18 protein-coding genes are annotated in these 21,412 nt (G+C 51.8%); 10 read left to right on the forward strand and 8 right to left on the reverse strand.

Annotated elements, in window-relative coordinates:
• Positions 1 to 143: 143 nt before the first annotated feature.
• Both clpA and clpS read right to left on the reverse strand, forming a co-directional pair.
• Positions 144 to 2,420 (reverse strand): ATP-dependent Clp protease ATP-binding subunit ClpA, encoded by a 2,277-nt coding sequence (gene clpA, locus LG384_RS14830; protein WP_045444765.1) that lies wholly within the window; start codon positions 2,418 to 2,420, stop codon positions 144 to 146.
• 30 nt (positions 2,421 to 2,450) lie between these two features.
• Positions 2,451 to 2,771 (reverse strand): ATP-dependent Clp protease adapter ClpS, encoded by a 321-nt coding sequence (clpS, locus tag LG384_RS14835; RefSeq protein WP_003036810.1) that lies wholly within the window; start codon positions 2,769 to 2,771, stop codon positions 2,451 to 2,453.
• Between the two features lie 322 nt (positions 2,772 to 3,093).
• Between clpS and cspD the strand changes: the two genes are divergently transcribed.
• On the forward strand, positions 3,094 to 3,318 hold the full coding sequence (gene cspD / locus LG384_RS14840) for a cold shock-like protein CspD (protein WP_003036813.1): 225 nt from the start codon (positions 3,094 to 3,096) through the stop codon (positions 3,316 to 3,318).
• Positions 3,319 to 3,402: 84 nt separating this feature from the next.
• On the opposite strand, the gene macB is transcribed toward cspD, so the two are convergent.
• Together macB and macA are read right to left on the reverse strand one after the other, a co-directional pair.
• Positions 3,403 to 5,349 carry a macrolide ABC transporter ATP-binding protein/permease MacB gene (gene macB, locus LG384_RS14845; RefSeq protein ID WP_048221086.1) on the reverse strand — a complete coding sequence of 649 codons (1,947 nt, stop codon included), beginning with the start codon at positions 5,347 to 5,349 and terminating at the stop codon, positions 3,403 to 3,405.
• Positions 5,346 to 6,461: a macrolide transporter subunit MacA gene (gene macA, locus LG384_RS14850; protein ID WP_045444771.1), complete on the reverse strand. Its 1,116-nt coding sequence runs from the start codon at positions 6,459 to 6,461 to the stop codon at positions 5,346 to 5,348. Before macA ends, macB begins: the two co-directional genes overlap by 4 nt.
• Positions 6,462 to 6,622: 161 nt before the next feature.
• On the opposite strand from macA, the gene LG384_RS14855 reads away from it, so the two are divergent.
• Positions 6,623 to 7,570: a VirK/YbjX family protein gene (locus LG384_RS14855; protein ID WP_045444774.1), complete on the forward strand. Its 948-nt coding sequence runs from the start codon at positions 6,623 to 6,625 to the stop codon at positions 7,568 to 7,570.
• Here the strand turns inward: LG384_RS14855 and LG384_RS14860 are convergent.
• Positions 7,567 to 9,225, reverse strand: coding sequence for an ATP-dependent endonuclease (locus LG384_RS14860; protein WP_048221084.1), 1,659 nt, complete (start codon positions 9,223 to 9,225; stop codon positions 7,567 to 7,569). The two genes, LG384_RS14855 and LG384_RS14860, sit on opposite strands and share 4 nt — an antisense overlap.
• 370 nt (positions 9,226 to 9,595) lie before the next feature.
• Here LG384_RS14860 and aqpZ point away from each other — a divergent pair, with 370 nt between their 5' ends.
• The 4 genes from aqpZ (at position 9,596) to hcr (ending at position 14,149) form a co-directional block, all read left to right on the forward strand.
• Complete coding sequence (gene aqpZ, locus LG384_RS14865; protein ID WP_200012738.1) at positions 9,596 to 10,291, forward strand: aquaporin Z; 696 nt, start codon at positions 9,596 to 9,598, stop codon at positions 10,289 to 10,291.
• Positions 10,292 to 10,462: 171 nt separating this feature from the next.
• Positions 10,463 to 11,362: a lysine exporter LysO family protein gene (locus LG384_RS14870; protein WP_045444786.1), complete on the forward strand. Its 900-nt coding sequence runs from the start codon at positions 10,463 to 10,465 to the stop codon at positions 11,360 to 11,362.
• Positions 11,363 to 11,517: 155 nt separating this feature from the next.
• A complete protein-coding gene (hcp, locus tag LG384_RS14875) occupies positions 11,518 to 13,170 on the forward strand; it encodes a hydroxylamine reductase (protein WP_048221081.1) in 1,653 nt (550 codons plus the stop codon).
• Between the two features lie 10 nt (positions 13,171 to 13,180).
• Positions 13,181 to 14,149: an NADH oxidoreductase gene (gene hcr, locus LG384_RS14880; RefSeq protein WP_045444792.1), complete on the forward strand. Its 969-nt coding sequence runs from the start codon at positions 13,181 to 13,183 to the stop codon at positions 14,147 to 14,149.
• 90 nt (positions 14,150 to 14,239) lie between these two features.
• Here hcr and LG384_RS14885 read toward each other — a convergent pair whose 3' ends face one another.
• On the reverse strand, positions 14,240 to 14,674 hold the full coding sequence (locus LG384_RS14885; protein ID WP_045444796.1) for a DoxX family protein: 435 nt from the start codon (positions 14,672 to 14,674) through the stop codon (positions 14,240 to 14,242).
• Between the two features lie 152 nt (positions 14,675 to 14,826).
• Here LG384_RS14885 and poxB point away from each other — a divergent pair, with 152 nt between their 5' ends.
• The 4 genes from poxB (at position 14,827) to LG384_RS14905 (ending at position 20,136) form a co-directional block, all read left to right on the forward strand.
• Positions 14,827 to 16,545: a ubiquinone-dependent pyruvate dehydrogenase gene (poxB, locus tag LG384_RS14890; protein ID WP_045444800.1), complete on the forward strand. Its 1,719-nt coding sequence runs from the start codon at positions 14,827 to 14,829 to the stop codon at positions 16,543 to 16,545.
• 36 nt (positions 16,546 to 16,581) lie between these two features.
• Positions 16,582 to 17,583 carry a low-specificity L-threonine aldolase gene (gene ltaE, locus LG384_RS14895; RefSeq protein WP_225761155.1) on the forward strand — a complete coding sequence of 334 codons (1,002 nt, stop codon included), beginning with the start codon at positions 16,582 to 16,584 and terminating at the stop codon, positions 17,581 to 17,583.
• 10 nt (positions 17,584 to 17,593) lie between these two features.
• A complete protein-coding gene (locus LG384_RS14900; RefSeq protein WP_225761156.1) occupies positions 17,594 to 19,024 on the forward strand; it encodes an SDR family oxidoreductase in 1,431 nt (476 codons plus the stop codon).
• Positions 19,025 to 19,122: 98 nt separating this feature from the next.
• Positions 19,123 to 20,136 (forward strand): NAD(P)-dependent oxidoreductase, encoded by a 1,014-nt coding sequence (locus tag LG384_RS14905; RefSeq protein WP_225761157.1) that lies wholly within the window; start codon positions 19,123 to 19,125, stop codon positions 20,134 to 20,136.
• On the opposite strand, the gene LG384_RS14910 is transcribed toward LG384_RS14905, so the two are convergent.
• Both LG384_RS14910 and LG384_RS14915 read right to left on the reverse strand, forming a co-directional pair.
• Positions 20,133 to 20,963: an N-acetylmuramoyl-L-alanine amidase gene (locus LG384_RS14910; protein ID WP_045444813.1), complete on the reverse strand. Its 831-nt coding sequence runs from the start codon at positions 20,961 to 20,963 to the stop codon at positions 20,133 to 20,135. The genes LG384_RS14905 and LG384_RS14910 overlap by 4 nt on opposite strands.
• Complete coding sequence (locus LG384_RS14915; protein WP_001160725.1) at positions 20,960 to 21,283, reverse strand: heavy metal-binding domain-containing protein; 324 nt, start codon at positions 21,281 to 21,283, stop codon at positions 20,960 to 20,962. Before LG384_RS14915 ends, LG384_RS14910 begins: the two co-directional genes overlap by 4 nt.
• Between the last annotated feature and the right edge of the window lie 129 nt (positions 21,284 to 21,412).

Below are 21,412 nucleotides of genomic sequence, written 5' to 3' on the forward strand. Positions count from 1 at the left end.
ATGCTAGCTGTACCAGGAACCACCTCCTTAGCCTGCGTAATCTCCCTTACGCAGGCTTATTTTTTGCCTCTGCTCCATCCGTTACCCAATTTCAGGCGAAAAAAAACCGGGCATTTACGCCCGGTCTGTTATGAGATAAGAATTTAATGTGCTGCTTCCGGTTTATGCTTTTGCGCACTCTGGAAGCCATACGTCAGCTCATTTTTCTCTTTATCCAGCGCGACTGTCACCTGCCCACCATCCACAAGCGAACCGAACAGCAGTTCGTTTGCCAATGGTTTTTTCAGGTTGTCCTGGACTACACGCGTCATCGGGCGTGCGCCCATGGCGCGGTCATAGCCTTTCTCTGCCAGCCAGTCACGTGCTTCCTGACTCACTTCCAGAGATACGCCTTTCTGATCCAGCTGAACCTGAAGTTCGACAATAAATTTATCCACAACCTGGTGAATGACCTCAGTAGAGAGATGATCAAACCAGATAATATTGTCGAGACGGTTACGGAACTCCGGCGTAAATACTTTTTTGATCTCGCCCATCGCATCAGTACTGTTGTCCTGATGAATAAGCCCAATCGATTTACGTTCAGTTTCACGCACCCCGGCGTTCGTGGTCATTACCAGCACCACGTTGCGGAAATCCGCTTTGCGCCCGTTGTTGTCAGTCAACGTACCGTTATCCATCACCTGCAGCAGCAGGTTAAAGACATCCGGGTGCGCTTTTTCGATTTCATCCAGCAGCAGTACCGCATGCGGATGTTTAATCACCGCATCCGTTAACAAACCGCCCTGGTCAAATCCAACGTACCCCGGAGGCGCACCAATCAGGCGGCTGACGGTATGGCGCTCCATATATTCAGACATATCAAAACGCAGCAGTTCAATACCCAGCGCTTTGGACAGTTGCACCGTGACTTCGGTTTTACCGACGCCAGTCGGACCAGCAAACAAGAACGAACCGACAGGTTTATGCTCGTGACCAAGACCTGCACGACTCATCTTGATCGCTTCAGTCAGTGCCTCAATAGCCTTATCCTGCCCGAACACCAGCATTTTCAGGCGGTTGCCCAGATTTTTCAGCGTATCTCGATCGCTCTGCGAAACACTCTTCTCCGGGATCCGCGCAATGCGAGCCACAACGGACTCAATATCCGCTACGTTGACGGTTTTCTTGCGCTTGCTGACCGGCATCAGTCGCGCACGGGCGCCAGCTTCATCGATCACATCAATCGCTTTATCCGGCAGATGACGATCGTTGATATATTTCACCGCCAGCTCAACCGCTGCACGCACTGCTTTTGCGGTATAACGAACATCGTGGTGCGCTTCATATTTGGGTTTCAAACCGTTAATAATCTGCACGGTCTCTTCCACCGACGGTTCAGTAATATCGATTTTCTGGAAGCGACGCGCTAACGCACGGTCTTTCTCGAAAATATTGCTGAACTCCTGATAGGTGGTCGAACCGATCACGCGGATCTTACCGCTGGACAGCAGCGGTTTGATCAGATTTGCGGCGTCAACCTGGCCGCCAGATGCAGCCCCTGCACCTATAATGGTGTGGATCTCATCGATAAACAGAATACTGTTGGTATCCTGTTCCAGCTGCTTCAGCAGAGCTTTAAACCGTTTTTCAAAATCACCACGGTATTTGGTTCCCGCCAGCAGCGACCCAATATCCAGCGAGTAAAGCGTGCAGTCTGCCATGACTTCCGGCACGTCACCCTGGACAATACGCCAGGCGAGGCCTTCAGCAATCGCGGTTTTCCCGACGCCAGACTCACCCACCAGCAGCGGGTTGTTTTTACGGCGGCGGCACAGTACCTGAATGGCTCGCTCCAGCTCTTTTTCCCGGCCAATGAGCGGATCAATACCGCCCACGCGAGCAAGCTGGTTAAGGTTAGTGGTGAAGTTCTCCATACGGTCCTCCCCGCCAGCTTGTTCTTCGCTATTTGGCTGATTACCTGAATCAGAAGACTGACTCGGTTCGTCTTTGCGCGTGCCATGAGAAATAAAATTCACCACGTCCAGGCGACTGACTTCATGCTTACGCAGCAGATACGCCGCCTGAGATTCCTGCTCGCTGAAGATGGCAACCAGCACATTTGCGCCAGTGACTTCATTACGCCCGGAGGACTGAACATGAAAGACAGCACGTTGCAGTACACGCTGAAAACTCAGCGTCGGTTGCGTGTCGCGCTCTTCTTCGCTGGCAGGCAATACGGGTGTGGTTTGTTCAATGAAGGCTTCGAGTTCCTGACGGAGCGCCACCAAATCCACAGAACACGCTTCCAGCGCTTCGCGGGCCGATGGGTTACTGAGCAATGCCAGTAACAAGTGCTCGACGGTCATAAACTCATGTCGGTGCTCGCGCGCTCTGGCGAAAGCCATGTTTAAACTGAGTTCCAGTTCTTGATTGAGCATAGGCACCTCCCCCAATATTTATGCCTGCATTCAGGCTTTTTCCAGCGTACACAGCAACGGATGCTCGTTCTCCCTCGCATATTTGTTCACCATCGCAACTTTGGTCTCAGCCACTTCCGCGGTAAATACGCCGCAGATAGCTTTACCTTGATAGTGAACAGCAAGCATCAGTTGCGTTGCACGTTCTACATCATAAGAAAAGAATTTTTGTAACACGTCAATAACAAACTCCATCGGAGTGTAATCATCATTGACTAATATCACTTTATACATAGATGGCGGTTTTAGCGCGTCGCGCAATTTGTCTTCCGCCAGCAGGTCGAAATCCAACCAATCGTTCGTCTTACCCATTGTCAGTCGTCATCTTCAGTTACGGTTACCGGCAGAATAACTTGCCGCTGACAAGAGCCTATGCGCACAATCAATCTACCTCAAGTATTAGATAATTATCATCTATCAGTGTCATTCGCGACATCTGTCACAGAACCGACAATAGCGTTAACTGCTTCAAATTTTGATGCATTTTTACCCTATTCCACTAGCCTGACGCTTGACGCCCCGCCTGATTTCTCTAAATTGTAGTCTCGAGAGTTGGCGAGGTTTTGAACAGCCCCCACTCCGCCACCGGTTCATTCCATCTTACTTATATAAGATTTACGAAGGATGTCGAAGCATGGAAACGGGTACTGTTAAGTGGTTCAACAATGCCAAAGGGTTTGGTTTCATCTGCCCTGAAGGCGGTGGCGAAGATATCTTCGCCCATTACTCCACCATTCAAATGGATGGTTACAGAACGCTAAAAGCCGGACAGTCTGTCCAGTTTGATGTCCACCAGGGGCCAAAAGGCAATCACGCCAGCGTCATCGTGCCTGTCATTGAAGCAGAAGCTGTCGCATAGCTCTTCTGTCTCATTGTGTACATCCCGCAGACAAAATGCCAGCCCCGGAGGCTGGCATTTTTATTTCTTATGCAATACAACACGTTATTCACGCGCCAAAGCATCGACGGGATCAAGGCGCGCCGCATTACGCGCAGGCAGCCAGCCAAACAAAACGCCGGTCGCCGTTGAGCACAGGAAAGCCGTCAGCAGGGCAAAAGGAGAGAATCCAATTTCCCATCCAGGCAGAAAAAGTTGCAACGTAAAAGCGATTAGCATCGACAGGCTAATACCTAACGCCCCACCGACCAGACACACCAGCACTGCTTCAATTAAGAACTGCTGCAGCACATCACTGGCACGCGCACCAACCGCCATACGAATGCCAATTTCACGCGTTCGTTCAGTCACGGAAACCAGCATAATGTTCATCACGCCTATTCCGCCGACCACCAGAGAAATCACCGCAACCAGAGTCAGGAACAACTGTAAAGTACGTGTGGTTTTTTCGGCGGTTTTCAAGACGCCGTCCATGTTCCAGGTGAAGAAATCTTTTTTACCATGGCGCAACGACAACAGTCGGGTCAGTTGCTGCTCCGCCTGCGCGCTGTCGAAACCATCCTTAACACGCACGGTAATAGAGTTCAGCCACGATTGCCCCATGATCCGCCCGGACATGGTGCTGTAAGGCAACCAGACCCGCAGGATCTTGCTGCTGCCAAACATCGACTGCTTCTCTTCGGCGACCCCAATCACGGTGGCAGGCATATTTCCCACCAGGATAACTTCTCCCACCACCTGCGCTTTGTTGGGGAAGAGTTGGCGTCGGGTATTGCTGTCAAGCACCACCACCTGTGCCCGACCATTTAACTGTTCTGCGTTAAAAGTGTTCCCTTCGCTAAACGTCATGCCATAAACGTTAAAGTAATCTCCACTAACGCCGTTCGCGCTGGCCGCCACGTCGATATTTCCATAACGCAGACGCAAATTCTTCGACACCGCAGGCGTAACGGAACTCACCCAGGGCTGCTTCTGAATAGCGACTAAGTCGTCATATTTCAGCGCCTGCTGATACTGTGGGTCATCATCACCGAAATCTTTGCCGGGGTAGATATCAATGGTGTTCGTCCCGATAGCGCGAATATCAGCCAGCACCAGCTGTTTTGCTGCGTCACCAACAACCACAATAGAGACCACAGAAGCAATACCAATGATAATGCCAAGCATGGTCAGCAGTGTACGCATCTTATTGGCGGCCATTGCCAGCCACGCCATGGTAAGCGCCTCACGAAAACCGCTGGCAAACTGACGCCAACCGGAGGCCGTCGTCACCGTCGGTTCCGCAATACCGCGCCCTGCAGAGGGTTTCTGTGACGGCGGATTACGCACGATTTCGCCATCACGAATTTCAATCACTCGCTCGGCCTGTGCGGCTACCTGCGGGTCGTGAGTTACGATAATCACCGTATGTCCACGATCGCGCAGCTGATGCAGAATAGCCATCACCTCTTCGCCAGAATGGCTGTCCAGCGCCCCGGTCGGTTCATCGGCCAGAATCACCTGTCCGCCATTCATCAGCGCACGCGCAATACTGACGCGCTGCTGCTGCCCACCGGAAAGCTGGGAAGGTTGATAGTCGACCCTGTCACCCAGTCCCAGTCGCTGGAGCAACTCCTGCGCTCGTGCCAACCGCTGCTTACGCTCGGTTCCGGCGTAGACCGCGGGTACCTCAACGTTTTGCGCTGCCGTCAAATGCGAGAGTAAATGATACCGCTGGAAGATGAAGCCGAAATGCTCACGCCGTAGTTGCGCTAACGCGTCGCTGTCCAGGGTGGAAACATCGCGCCCGGCAACCTGATACGTCCCGTTGGTAGGCTTGTCCAGACATCCCAGAATGTTCATCAGCGTCGATTTGCCCGAGCCAGAAGCCCCGACAATCGCCACCATTTCGCCGGCCTGGATGCTCAAGGAGACGTTCTTTAACACCTCGACCTGCCCTTCTCCTGACGGGTAACTGCGGCAGATATTGCTCAGCTCAAGCAATGCCGTCATTGCGCCGCTCCAGGTTTCGCCTCACCGATGATGACTTCATCCCCTTCTTCCAGCCCTTTTACAATCTCTACATCAGTGTCATTACGTGCGCCGATAGAGACCTCACGTTCCCGGGTCTCGCCGTTGCGCAACAGTCTGACGTTATAACGGTTGTTGCCAATAGGATCGCCAAGGGCCGCTAACGGGATTGTCAGCACATTTTTCACATCCGTTAGCTGAATATGAACCTGCGCGGTCATATCCAGACGCAGGATCCCTTTCGGGTTAGGCACTTCGAAGCGGGCGTAATAGAAAATAGCGTCATTCACTTTCTCTGGCGTTGGCAACACATCTTTGAGTGTACCTTCATAGCGCGTCTGCGGATCGCCCAGCACAGTAAACCAGGCCTTTTGCCCCGGATGCAGATGAATAACATCCGCCTCGGACACCTGCGCTTTTACCAGCATGGTACTCATATCTGCCAGAGTCAGAATGTTTGGTGCCTGCTGTGCAGCAATCACGGTTTGCCCCTGCAGGGTGGTAATTTGGGTTACCTCACCGGCCATAGGAGCCACGATGCGGGTGTAATCGAGGTTAGTCTTTGCCGTATCAAGCGAGGCCTGATTACGCTTAATTTGTGCATCAATGGTGCCAATTTGCGCCTGTTTAACCGCCATTTCGGTAGCCGCAGTGTCGAGATCCTGCTGAGAAACAGCCTGTGTTTTCGCCAGCTGTTGCTGACGAGAAAGCGTTACCCGCGCCAGTTTCCATTCGGCTTCTGCCTGCAAACGCTGAGCGCGTAATTCCATGAGCGTCGCCTCAACCTCTTTGATCTGGTTTTGCGCCTGTTCAGGATCAATAACACCAAGCAGTTGATCTTTTTTTACTTTATCGCCAATCGCTACTGACAACGTTTTTAGCTGCCCGCTCACCTGCGCACCTACGTCAACTTTGCGTAACGCATCCAGTTTCCCGGTTGCCAGTACGCTTTGCTGGAGATCGCCAGGTCGAACAATTAACGTCTGATACTGAGGTAATGGAGCATTTAGTGTTCTCCAAAGTGCAATCATCACCACAATAATAATGATGGCGATGAGAAAATACCGTTTTTTAATTTTTCCCTTGAGCTTCATAAAAATCCCAGTTTCCCCCAATACGTCCACCAGAGTGGAGTGATAAACATCAACGATAAATTAACAGGCGTTGAAAAGTTCAAAGAATAACAGAGTTATTGATGAATCGTTAAGATCCACCGTGCTGAAATTAGTACCAGCGTATCAATTGGATTGTTATTATGAGCCAGCTAACTGAAAGCACTTTTCATTCTGCAAAACCAGCAACTGGTTTTGGCCTTTTTTGCAACCTGACTACCGGTCATTGGCGACCCGGTAATTGTTGGGAAAAGCGAAGTTTTCGCCGTAAGTTTATGTGGCGCTCATTGCTGATACCACGACTGACTCGAGAATGGATGACTGAACTGGCACAGTGGCCAGACCTTGATAATTTACTCTCCCGCCAGCCGCGCTTGCCGGTGCGTTTACATCGCCCGTATCTTGCTAAAAATTTCGACCTGAAAATGCGTTTAGACGCGGTGCGCTTTCATTACCATGTTATCCGTAACGCATTTTTGCCCGCGGAGTTTAGTGCATTTTTAAGCAATGATGGATTGCAACTGGCGAAAATTGAAGGCAAAGACGGTGAAATATTCACTGTCGACATGATGATGTTCACTGCACTGGATAAAGAAGGGGAAAGTACAATTCTCATGCGTAATAGCGCCGGGGACATCCTGATTAAAATGACGTTCACACTGTGTAAGTACAATAAGAAAAGTACGCTCTTTATTGGCGGCGTACAGGGTAATGCTCAACTGCCGCACGAAGAAATTCAAAAAGCGACCAAATCATGCCATGGAATTTTTCCTAAGCGTATTGTAATGGAGGCTATTTGCCGCTTTGCGGAACAGCTTAATATCGAACAAGTTCTGGCTGTCAGTAATGAGCAGCATATTTTTCGCAGCCCACGTTACCATGATAAAAACAAGGTTATTCTTTCTGACTATAATGCCTTTTGGGAGTCGGTAGGTGGAGAATGCGACAGCCACGGGTATTATCATATTCCACGCTCGTTGGCTCGAAAAAACGAGGCAGATATTGCCAGTAAAAAACGCGCGGAATATCGCCGCCGCTATCAGTTACTGGACAATATACACGCTCAGTTATCGCTGATGTTCCGCCACTAATCAGCCCGTCCGCGCGCCAACCACAGCACGCGCGAAAACATTTTCCTGAGCAGGGTTGGTACGGCTTCAACGCCGCGTCGCCCTGCTTCCATCGCCACTTCAATCGCCAGATCCGGTTTTGACGAACGATGAATAGCTTTCGATATAATCTTGCGCATATTCATTGGTACATTTTCCGGAATTTGTGCCACCCGATGAAAGACGTCAGAGAATCCCTGTCGGTACATAAAGTGTTCCATATCCAGCGCAGGCAGTATGGTTAAATGCTCGCGTTCTTCTTCCCGATCGTTATTCAGCAAGCTGCGTACGGTAGCGGCGTACTTTTTGCCCGCTTCATCTCCATCGACCAACACATGCCACTCTATCCCCATACGCCGGGCAAACTTAACCAGCGGTTTAAGGCCTGACTGGGCGAACTCAATGACTTTAATGCCTTCGGCATCAAAGTGATGTCCGCACTGACGAGCCAGTTCGTTAATAACCCAGGTTTCCGTTTCCCCCTCCACCAGCAGCCAGCAGCGGGCAAACAACGACGACGCTCGATTAAAGCGAATATGAAACGCAATACGCCGTCCGTCTTCCGCACTCAAACCACCCGGCCCCAGCCGCCAGGCGGCAACGCGGGAGGATTCACGCACCAGACGGACAACATGCTCAACGGGCGTGAGAGACAACAATTCTCCGGAGTTGGTGGTCGCCACACGCTGCAGAGGAAGTAGATTCAGCAACTGCCAGGCGACAGAGAGCATAATAGGATGCAACCGTGTTTCTGGATCTTCTACCAGCAACAAAGGACGGGCATCTTTATCCAGCCTAAGTGTGCCTTTAGCCTGTAACAGGGTCGAAAAAAGCCCCAAAAGGATCACGCGGTGCGTACGTCCTCCTGGCTTATCAATCATGCGGTTAATAATGTCCAGATAACGCCAGCTACGTTGTTCGTTATTGGATCGCCGACGCATCAGACGATAACGTGACTGACTAGATCCCTGCTCAGAAAAATAGTGCTCCAGCAGTTGAACCATGGCTGAAAGCCCCTGGCGAATCTGTCCATCCGTCAAATTTTGTGGACGGTTAGCGAGTTCGCGCGCCAGAAAATCCAGTTGACGGGCGGTGACTTCAACATCGGCCATATCTGGCACCGTACCGTTGCGGATCCGCCGCATAAAACGCGCATCACGCAGACGTAGAACCGGCATCAGGCGGACGAGATGGCGGGCCTGGTCGTTAATATCGTCGATGGGTAAAGGATGGCCTGCGCCATCAAGGAAGCTGCGCAGCGTCAGGACACTACCATCATCCGCACACTCTCCTTCCAGCCGATAGAAAATACGGTGATAGTTATCCGAACATGGGGACCAGCATGCTTCCAGCGGACGGTACCGACGTACCCGATGGCGGCCCGGTTGAGATTCGCGAAACGTCAGAATAATGTGCAAATGATGTTCCCGCCCCTGGACATCACCCGGTGGGAACCAAAAGTCTTCGCGATCAAAATGGTATAAATCCGACTCAGGTGACAACAACAGGGTTAATGCATCCAGCAGGCTGGATTTACCCCACGCGTTCTCCCCAATCAGCACGTTGTTTTGCTCCAGCACCAACGACAGCCGATTAATACCACGAAACCCAACAATCTCAACGCGTTCGAGAATCATATAGCCTCCGGAAATGCTAACTTTTTCCTTCAAGTTATCAGGAGTATAACGGCAAGCAGGCACTCAGGACACCCGATATCACCCAAACCGAAACCGGGGGAACTAAAAAACATAAGAATATTCTTCTTAAAATTTACAATGAATATTATTTCAGGGCACAACAATCCGCTTAATGTAATTAAACGATACCTTATCTACATCAAATCCAAAAAGGATTGACGTCGCATTGCCTTAAATCAAATTTTTTTATTAATTTAAGTGGCGAAGGGATGATGTTTTTTTCTAAAATATACGCTCTTTAATCATCGCCCCTTTTAGCGATGAATAACCGGGTACGACAACGAACCCGGAACTTTTAATTGAGGTGGTTATGTTCAGGAAATTAGCAGCCGAATTCTTCGGTACATTCTGGCTTGTTTTTGGTGGATGTGGGAGTGCCGTGCTGGCCGCAGCATTCCCTGAGTTAGGTATTGGATTTGCCGGTGTTGCGCTGGCCTTCGGTCTCACTGTTTTGACAATGGCATTTGCCGTCGGTCATATTTCAGGCGGACATTTTAACCCAGCAGTGACATTCGGTTTATGGGCTGGTGGTCGCTTTCCGGCAAAAGACGTTATTGGTTATGTTGTTGCCCAGGTCGTGGGCGGTATTGTTGCGGCAGCTGTGCTGTATCTTATTGCCAGCGGTAAAGCAGGCTTCGATGCTACAGCCAGTGGGTTTGCGTCAAACGGCTACGGTGAACATTCTCCGGGCGGCTATTCGATGCTTTCTGCTATCGTTATTGAAATCGTTCTGACCGCAGGTTTCTTACTGGTTATCCACGGTGCTACCGATAAACATGCTCCGGCTGGTTTCGCACCCATTGCTATTGGTCTTGCGTTAACGCTGATTCACCTGATCAGCATTCCGGTCACCAACACATCCGTAAACCCGGCACGTAGTACCGCCGTTGCCCTCTTCCAGGGCGGCTGGGCGCTAGAACAACTGTGGCTGTTCTGGGTCATGCCGATTATCGGTGGGGTTCTCGGTGGACTTATTTATCGCACCCTGCTGGAAAAACGCGATTAATCCCACGTAGGCCATAGTGTCAGGTGGCAGTGTCTTACCTGACCTACAGTTCACTGCAATATGTAAGCCGGGTAGGCATCAGCGCCACCCGGCTTTTTTTGTAACTTTACCTGAAAGCTTTTATTGGGTAGTGTCAGTGCGCTGCTTCACATATAAAGGACCCGGTTGTTCATGTTTTCAGGACTGTTAATCATTCTGGTCCCACTTATTGTGGGTTATCTGATTCCGCTTCGGCACAGGGCTGCTTTAAAACTCATTAATCGCCTGCTGAGTTGGATCGTCTACCTTATTCTCTTCTTTATGGGCATCAGCCTGGCGTTTCTGGATAATCTCGCCAGTAATCTGTTATCCATTCTTCATTATTCTGCCGTCAGTATTACGGTCATTCTGCTATGTAACATTGCGGCGCTACTGTGGCTGGAACGTGCACTGCCCTGGCGACACAACCACCAGCAAGAAAAGTTACCTTCGCGAATTGCAATGGCACTTGAGTCGCTACAACTTTGTGGTGTCGTTGTCCTGGGTTTTCTGCTCGGGCTTACCGGGTTTTCAATGCTGCAGCACGCAACCGAAGCCAGCGAATATACGCTGATCTTTTTATTGTTCCTCGTGGGAATTCAATTGCGCAACAGCGGCATGACCTTAAAACAGATTGTGCTGAACCGCAGAGGCATGATTGTTGCCGTCGTCGTGGTTGCCAGTTCGCTGCTGGGTGGAGTCATCAATGCACTAATCCTCGGTCTACCGATGAAAACGTCACTGGCGATGGCATCGGGATTTGGCTGGTATTCCCTTTCCGGTATTTTGTTGACCGAATCGTTCGGGCCGGTTATCGGCAGCGCCGCTTTCTTTAACGATCTGGCGCGCGAACTGATTGCCATTATGTTAATTCCGGGATTAGTTGGCCGCAGTCGATCCACCGCCTTAGGACTCTGCGGTGCGACATCAATGGATTTCACCCTGCCCGTTTTACAACGTAGCGGTGGTCTGGAGATGGTTCCAGCTGCAATCGTTCACGGCTTTATTCTGAGTTTACTGGTGCCTCTGTTGATGGCATTTTTCTCCGCCTGATATACAGACAAATACCTCTCTGGCGGTAGTCAGCTACCGCCAAAATTGCGCTAAATCAATCTCCCTGCAAGTTGTATTAGAAATCCCTTTAATCCCTGCGCGCGCAGGCATAACCTTAAACATGTATATTAAATATAACTTTAAAAGGTGTGACCATGTTTTGTGTGCAATGTGAACAAACCATCCGTACTCCGGCAGGGAACGGCTGCTCTTACGCGCAGGGTATGTGCGGTAAGACAGCGGAGACCTCCGATCTGCAGGATCTGCTGATTGCTTCCCTACAAGGTCTGTCTGCATGGGCGGTTAAAGCGCGTGAATACGGCATCATCGACCATGAAGTTGATAATTTTGCTCCGCGCGCGTTCTTCTCCACGCTGACCAACGTAAACTTCGACTCCCCACGTATTGTCGGCTATGCTCGCGAAGCTATCGCCATGCGTGACGCACTGAAAGCACAATGCCTGAACATTGATGCTAACGCGACTGTCGATAACCCGATGGCTGACCTGCAACTGGTCAGCGACGATCTGGGTGACCTGCAACGTCAGGCAGCGGAATTTACCCCGAATAAAGACAAAGCGACCATTGGCGAGAACATTCTCGGCCTGCGTCTGCTTTGCCTGTACGGCCTGAAAGGTGCGGCAGCCTACATGGAACACGCACATGTTCTGGGTCAGTACGACAACGATATCTACGCTCAGTACCACAAAATCATGGCATGGCTGGGTACCTGGCCTTCCGATATGAACGCTCTGCTGGAGTGCTCTATGGAAATAGGCCAGATGAACTTCAAAGTGATGAGCATCCTGGATGCCGGTGAAACTACCAAATACGGTCACCCAACACCGACTCAGGTCAACGTGAAAGCGACCGAAGGGAAATGCATCCTAATCTCTGGTCATGACCTGAAAGATCTGTATAACCTGCTGGAGCAGACCGAAGGCACCGGCGTTAACGTCTACACCCACGGTGAAATGCTGCCAGCGCACGGTTACCCGGAGCTGCGTAAATTCAAACACCTGATCGGTAACTACGGCAGTGGCTGGCAGAACCAGCAGGTGGAATTCGCCCGATTCCCAGGTCCAATCGTAATGACCTCTAACTGCATCATCGACCCGACCGTTGGCGCATACGACGACCGTATCTGGACTCGTAGCATCGTCGGTTGGCCGGGCGTGAGCCATCTGGAAGGCGACGACTTCGGTCCGGTTATCGCTCAGGCGCAGCAAATGGCGGGCTTCCCGTACAGCGAAATTCCACACCTGATCACCGTCGGTTTCGGTCGTCAGACGTTGCTGGGCGCAGCTGATACCCTGATCGACCTGGTGAGCCGCGAAAAACTGCGTCACATCTTCCTGGTTGGCGGCTGCGACGGCGCCCGTGGTGAACGTAACTACTTCACCGACTTCGCCACCAGCGTACCGGACGACTGCCTGATCCTGACGCTGGCCTGTGGTAAATACCGTTTCAACAAACTGGACTTCGGCGATATCGAAGGTCTGCCACGTCTGGTCGACGCCGGTCAGTGTAACGATGCTTACTCTGCCATCATCCTGGCAGTAACCCTGGCGGAAAAACTGGGCTGTGGCGTCAATGACCTGCCGCTGTCTCTGGTGCTCTCCTGGTTCGAACAGAAAGCGATTGTAATTCTGCTGACCCTGCTGTCCCTGGGTGTGAAAAACATCGTCACTGGCCCAACTGCACCTGGCTTCTTCACGCCGGATCTGCTGGCTGTACTCAACGAGAAATTCGGTCTGCGTTCTGTGACCACTGTTGAAGAAGACATGAAGCAGCTGCTGAGCGCGTAAGGAGTAGAGAATGACAATGCCAACCCATCAGTGCCCGTGGCGGATGCAGGTTCATCACATCCATCAGGAAACGCCGGATGTATGGACAATTTCGTTGCTATGCCACGACTATTACCCATATCGTGCCGGGCAGTATGCACTGGTCAGCGTACGTAACTCCGCGGATACGCTGCGTGCTTACACCCTCTCCTCAACACCGGGCGTTAGCGAATACATCACGCTGACTATTCGGCGGATTGACGACGGTGCAGGTTCTCAGTGGTTAACCCGTGACGTGAAGCGCGGCGACTACATCTGGCTGTCCGATGCCATGGGTGAATTCACCTGTGAAGATAAAGCGGAAGACAAGTTCCTGATGCTGGCTGCTGGCTGTGGTGTTACGCCAATCATGTCAATGCGTCGCTGGTTGGCAAAGTATCGTCCGCAGGCCGATGTACAGGTGATCTTTAACGTCCGTTCGCCGGAAGATGTCATTTTTGCCGACGAATGGCGTGAGTATCCGGTCACGTTAGTCGCCGAAAACAATGCTACCCATGGCTTTGTTTCCGGCCGACTGACAACCGAACTACTGAAGAGCGTACCGGACCTGACCGCACGTACCGTAATGACCTGCGGCCCGGCGCCGTACATGGATCTGGTTGAAAAAGAAGTGAAAGCGCTTGGCGTGACGCGCTTCTTTAAAGAGCAGTTCTTCACTCCGGTAGCGGAAGCCGCCACCAGCGGTCTGAAGTTCACCAAGTTACAACCGGCAAAAGAGTTTTATGCACCGGTTGGCACGACCCTTCTGGAAGCGCTGGAAAGCAACAGCGTGCCGATCGTCGCCGCATGCCGTGCGGGCGTATGCGGCTGCTGTAAAACCAAAGTGGTTGATGGTAACTACACGGTCTCCAGCACCATGACGCTGACTGACGCGGAAATTGCTGAAGGTTATGTACTGGCCTGCTCCTGCCATCCACAAGGTGATCTGGTACTTGCATAATCATTAATAGCCGGATGACACTGAGCTTATCCGTCCTACAAGAACAACCGTAGGACGGATAAGCTGTTTATGCTGTCATCCGACTATTTTTTACCGCCAGGCCGAGTTGCCACCCAACGCATATCTCCCCGCACCTAAAAATGCCACTGCCAGCGCACCAATAAAAAAATACACCAAGCTTTCAATCGCCCATGCGCCAGTTTTGTCCAGCGACCAGGTCTCCCCCATCCCGACCATCAGCCATGCTACAACCATCGTAAACGCCAGCCCTAACGCCGCCGGACGCGTCAAAATACCGAGAATAATCAGGCAAGGAGCAACCACCTCCCCCAACAAAACACCGTAAGCGATGAAACCCGGGAATCCCTTAGCGATCAACATGCCGCTGATACCATCAATACCCGCAAAAAGCTTATGCAAGCCGTGAAACAGCATCAGTCCCCCAACGGCAAGGCGTAACAAAAACTTGCCAAAGTCTTCATGAGTCAGCATCCGATTCACTGCATTTAATAGGCTCGTAAACATTTGAATTTATTCCTTGTTTTACCATATCTGCTCTCAAGCTACGCTTTATCTATCTGAAAAGAAAGCTGCCGAAAATCAGGGGGAATGAGAAGCATAACTATTATCTTCATCTAAACTTGTAACCGGTATCACATTAAAGGAGATGGAAAACCATGAAACAAACGGTTGCTGCGTTTATTGCTAAAACCCTCGAACAAGCTGGGGTAAAACGCATTTGGGGTGTAACAGGAGACTCACTGAATGGCCTGAGTGATAGTCTGAATCGTATGGGAACGATTGACTGGATGCCAACCCGGCATGAAGAGGTTGCGGCCTTTGCCGCAGGTGCAGAAGCACAACTGACTGGTGAACTGGCGGTGTGTGCCGGTTCATGTGGGCCGGGAAACCTGCACCTGATTAACGGCCTGTTTGATTGCCACCGTAACCACGTCCCGGTGCTGGCGATTGCCGCGCATATTCCCTCCAGTGAAATCGGCAGTGGTTATTTTCAGGAGACCCACCCGCAAGAGTTGTTCCGTGAATGTAGCCACTATTGCGAGCTGGTTTCCAGCCCTGAACAGATCCCGCAGGTACTGGCAATTGCCATGCGTAAAGCGGTGTTAAACCGCGGCGTTTCCGTGGTCGTTCTACCAGGTGACGTGGCATTAAAACCGGCCCCTGAAAGCGCCAGTACACACTGGTACCACGCGCCGTTACCGGTGGTGACCCCAGCAGAAGAAGAGATTAAAAAGCTGGCGCAACTGCTACGCTATTCCAGCAATATCGCGTTGATGTGCGGCAGTGGTTGCGCTGGTGCGCATAAAGAACTGGTCGAGTTTGCTGCGAAAATCAAAGCACCGATTGTTCATGCCCTGCGCGGGAAAGAGCACATTGAATATGACAATCCGTACGATGTCGGCATGACCGGGCTAATTGGCTTTTCATCAGGTTTTCATACAATGATGAATGCCGACACGCTGATCTTACTCGGCACCCAGTTCCCCTATCGCCCCTTCTACCCAACCGACGCCAAAATTATTCAGATTGATATCAATCCGGCGAGCATTGGCGCGCACAGTAAAGTCGATATGGCGCTGGTGGGTGATATTAAATCCACACTTAGCGCCCTGCTACCGCTGGTGGAAGAAAAAACCGACCGGCAGTTTTTGGATAAAGCACTGGAACACTATCGTGATGCACGCAAAGGCCTGGATGATTTAGCCAAACCCAGCGATAAAGCCATACATCCGCAGTATCTGGCGCAACAGATCAGTCATTTCGCCGCCGACGACGCCATCTTTACCTGCGATGTCGGCACGCCTACCGTATGGGCAGCTCGCTATCTGAAAATGAACGGTAAGCGCCGTCTGCTTGGTTCGTTTAATCACGGATCAATGGCGAATGCTATGCCACAGGCGTTAGGCGCTCAGGCGACAGAACCAGGACGCCAGGTAGTCGCAATGTGCGGCGACGGTGGGTTCAGCATGCTGATGGGAGATTTTCTTTCAGTCGTGCAGATGAAACTGCCAGTGAAGATTATCGTTTTTAACAATAGCGTGCTGGGATTTGTGGCGATGGAGATGAAGGCCGGCGGCTACCTGACTGACGGTACTGAACTGCACGATACCAACTTCGCGCGCATTGCCGAAGCGTGTGGGATCACCGGCATTCGCGTGGAAAAATCATCAGACGTAGATGAGGCACTACAAAGGGCAATGTCGATTGATGGCCCGGTGCTGGTTGACGTGGTTGTAGCGAAAGAAGAACTGGCAATTCCACCACAAATCAAGCTCGAACAGGCTAAAGGTTTTAGCCTGTATATGTTGCGCGCGATCATCAGCGGACGCGGTGATGAAGTGATCGAACTGGCGAAAACCAACTGGCTCAGGTAAAACAGAGGGCATTACCTCACACTACAAGGAATGCCCGTGATCGATTTACGCAGTGATACCGTTACCCGGCCGAGCCGTGCCATGCTCGAAGCAATGATGACCGCCCCGGTCGGGGACGACGTGTACGGGGACGACCCTACCGTCAATGCACTTCAACAATATGCCGCTGAGCTTTCAGGCAAAGAAGCGGCGATTTTCTTACCTACCGGCACTCAGGCAAATCTGGTTGCGCTACTCAGTCACTGCCAACGCGGTGAAGAGTACATTGCAGGCCAGGGGGCGCATAACTATTTATACGAAGCCGGTGGTGCCGCAGTGCTGGGCAGTATTCAGCCGCAGCCTATCGACGCAGCACCAGACGGCTCTCTTCCATTGGATAAAGTTGCTGCCAAAATCAAAGCAGACGATATCCATTTTGCCCGCACACGCCTGCTCAGTCTGGAAAATACCCACAACGGTAAAGTGCTGCCGCGCAAGTATTTAAAGGATGCCTGGGACTTCACCCGCGAACGAAATCTTGCGCTACACGTTGACGGCGCACGTATTTTTAACGCTGTCGTTGCCTACGGATGTGAGCTGAAAGAGATCACCCAGTATTGCGACTCGTTCACCATTTGCCTCTCCAAGGGTCTGGGAACGCCGGTCGGCTCACTGTTAGTCGGTAGCCAGGACTACATCAAACGCGCCATTCGCTGGCGTAAAATGACCGGCGGCGGGATGCGTCAGGCTGGTATTCTGGCGGCTGCCGGCCTGTACGCGCTTAAAAATAACGTTGCGCGTTTGCAGGACGATCATGACAACGCGGCCTGGATGGCAGAGCAACTACGAGAAGCTGGCGCTGACGTGATGCGTCACGACACCAATATGCTGTTTGTCCGTGTCGGTGAAGAGCATGCTGCCGCGCTGGGCGAGTATATGAAATCGAAAGACGTTCTGATTAACGCCTCGCCAATTGTACGTCTGGTAATGCATCTGGACGTCTCGCGTGAGCAACTTGCTGAAGTCGCCGCTCACTGGCGCACATTCTTAAACCGCTAAGGAGACAGGCGTGCCGCAACGGATTTTGGTACTTGGCGCCAGTGGTTACATTGGTCAGCATCTGGTTCAGGCGCTCAGCCAGCAAGGGCATCAGGTGCTGGCTGCGGCACGTCGCATTGAGCGACTGGAAAAACAGCAGCTGGCTAACGTCAGTTGCCATAAAGTCGATTTAAACTGGCCGGATAACCTGACGCCTCTTCTGGCTGGGGTCGATACTGTCTATTATCTGGTTCATGGCATGGGCGAAGGTGGCGATTTTATCGCTCATGAACGTCAGGTCGCGCTGAATGTCCGTGATGCGTTGCGTAACACCCCGGTCAAACAGCTTATTTTCCTGAGTTCATTACAGGCTCCCAAACATGAACAGTCCGATCACTTGCGCGCACGCCAGATAACGGCGGACACACTGCGAGAATCCGGTGTGCCGGTAACTGAGCTACGGGCTGGCATAATCGTGGGGGCTGGCTCAGCAGCCTTTGAGGTGATGCGCGACATGGTCTACAACCTGCCGGTGCTGACTCCCCCCCGTTGGGTACGCTCACGCACCACACCAATTGCACTGGAAAACCTGCTGCATTACCTGGTGGCATTGCTGGATCACCCAACAAGCGAACATCGTGTGCTCGAAGCCGCAGGGCCACAGGTATTAAGTTACCAGGAGCAATTCGAGCATTTTATGGCCGTCAGCGGCAAGCATCGCCTGCTTATTCCCATCCCCTTTCCTACCCGTTGGATCTCGGTCTGGTTTTTAAATGTGATTACCTCAGTTCCGCCGAACACCGCAAAAGCGCTGATACAAGGGCTGAAACACGATCTTCTGGCTGATGACGCCGCGCTACGGTCGCTTATTCCGCAACAATTGATTGCGTTTGACGATGCGGTACGCAGTACGCTCAAAGAAGAAGAGAAGCTGGTCAACTCCAGCGACTGGGGTTACGACGCCCAGGCATTCGCACGCTGGCGCCCTGAATACGGCTATTTTGCCAAACAGGCCGGTTTTAGCGTCGAAACGTCTGCCAGCCGGAAAGCGCTGTGGCAGGTAGTAAACCGGCTCGGCGGTAAGGAAGGTTATTTCTTTGGCAATATATTGTGGAAAACGCGTGCAGCACTGGACCTGCTGGTAGGCCATAAGCTGGCGAAAGGTCGACCCGAACACCCGATTTTACAGGTCGGCGATACCGTTGATAGCTGGAAAGTCATTATTGTAGAGCCGGAAAAACAGCTCACCCTGCTGTTTGGAATGAAAGCTCCAGGACTTGGCCGCCTGAGCTTTACGCTGGAAGATAAAGGCGATCACCGCCGTATAGACGTTCGCGCCTGGTGGCATCCACATGGTATGCCAGGCCTCTTCTATTGGTTGCTGATGATCCCGGCTCACCTGTTCATTTTCAGGGGGATGGCGAAGCGTATCGCCAAACTTGCAGAACAAATCACAGACTAAAGACAAAAAGAGGCTGTATTCTTTCACGTTTCCCATTGCATACAGTCGTATTTCACGGAAGAATGCGCGTGAAGTTCTATTAAACACAGCGGATTGATATGAAGGTACTGGTTACCGGAGCCACCAGCGGCTTAGGCCGAAACGCGGTTGAGTTTTTACGCAACAAAGGCATCAGCGTCAGAGCCACCGGTCGCAACGAAGCGATGGGTAAGCTGCTGGAGAAAATGGGCGCAGAATTTGTGCATGCAGATTTGACCGAACTGGTCTCTTCGCAGGCAAAAGTGATGCTCGCAGGCATCGACACGCTGTGGCACTGCTCCAGTTTTACCTCGCCGTGGGGAACACAAGAAGCGTTCGATCTGGCCAACGTCCGTGCGACCCGTCGTCTGGGCGAATGGGCCGTCGCCTGGGGCGTGCGTAACTTTATTCATATCTCCTCCCCGTCGCTCTATTTTGATTATCACCACCATCGCGATATTAAAGAGGACTTCCGTCCACACCGTTTCGCCAACGAATTCGCCCGTAGTAAAGCGGCTGGTGAAGACGTTATTGCGCTGTTGGCCCAGGCCAACCCGCAGACCCGCTTTACAGTGCTTCGTCCGCAAAGCCTGTTCGGCCCTCACGATAAAGTTTTTATCCCCCGCCTGGCACACATGATGCATCACTACGGCAGCATCCTTTTGCCACACGGTGGCAGTGCGCTGGTGGATATGACCTATTATGAAAATGCGGTTCACGCAATGTGGCTGGTAAGTCAGGAAACCTGCGATAACCTGCCGTCGGGTCGTGCGTATAACATTACCAATGGTGAGCATCGTACCCTGCGCAGTATCGTGCAAAAACTTATCGACGAGCTCAATATTGATTGCCGTATTCGCTCAGTACCCTATCCGATGCTGGACATGGTTGCCCGCAGCATGGAGCGTCTTGGTAACAAATCGGCTAAAGAACCTAAGCTCACTCACTACGGCGTTTCAAAGCTGAATTTTGACTTTACGCTGGATACCACTCGCGCCCAGGAAGAGTTAGGCTATCAGCCCGTTGTGACGCTGGATGAAGGAATTGAGCGTACCGCGGCCTGGCTGCGCGACCACGGTAAGCTACCGCGTTAATCCTGCCCGTATTTCTCCAGTAGCGCTTCGGCAATCGCCTGAGTTTCTGCATCCGCCACGCCGTTCCACAACGCCGGGCGGAAGTGCATCTGAAACGCCATAATCAACCGCTGCTGCTCGCGTGACGTCATTTCCGGTTTTACCTCATAGCCATAACGCGACAACAGATCGAGTAACGATGCCGTTTCAACTAACTCATGAGGTGCGCGTCCGCCGAGATAAAACATCACGCGCTGCGCATCCGGCCATGCGCCAATCCCCTGTGCCGCCAGTTCACGCCACGGAAACAGGGGACCAGGATCGTCTTTGCGCTGCGGCGCAACATCCGCATGTGCCACCACGTTTTGTGGTTTGATGTCGTAGCGAGCAATGATTTCCTTCGCCAGAGGGATCAATGCCTGAATCTGCGCGGGCTCAAACGGGGCAAAATACTTTATGCCTGCCGATTTCTGCCAGCCACGGTTTTCCAGTTCAATACCAATCGACGTATCGTTAATACGTGTGGCGCCACGCCAGAAACTAATCCCCGCATGCCACGCCAGATCTTTCTCCGGAACCAGTTGCCAGATACGCGGCTTTCCGTGGTACAGCGGCGGTATCGCCGGGATCAGATAGTGCGAACTGACGTTTTTATCCGTCAGCGTCGCCAGAGAAGAGTCAAAATCGTCTGCCGTATAGTGGATAACCAGCACTTTTATCCGCGGATACGCCGCCTGAGCCTGACGGCGGGTATCCAGTTGATACCCGTCTTTATCAACAATACCTTTCTCACCGGCACACCCTGCCAATAGCAGGGTAAACATCAGCAGACATAACAAACGTTTCATCGGCGAGTTTTCACCGCAGTACCGCTGACGCTCACCATCAACATGCTGCCGTCTTTACCTACAGTTTCATAGTCAATATCGATACCGACGACCGCGTCCGCACCCAGCGCTTTCGCCTGTTCCCCCAGCTCCTGAAAGGCAATTTCTCGCGCTTTTCGCAACTCTTTTTCATACGCGCCGGAGCGCCCCCCGACAATATCACGAATGCCCGCAAAGAAATCACGGAAGATATTTGCGCCCAGAATAGCTTCACCAGTTACCACACCGCAGTATTCCACGATGCTCTGCCCTTCAAGCGTAGGGGTAGTCGAAAACTGCATGGTTAATCTCCTTAATGCGCTAAGCGTGCGATCTCAAAAGTATTCTCAAACCTATACACTATCATTGAAAATGATGTGATTGTATATTTTTCAAAACGACAAAAAGCACGTCCAGAAGTCGATTACCTT

Source organism: Citrobacter sp. Marseille-Q3906, assembly GCF_916618775.1.
Taxonomy (GTDB): domain Bacteria; phylum Pseudomonadota; class Gammaproteobacteria; order Enterobacterales; family Enterobacteriaceae; genus Citrobacter; species Citrobacter murliniae.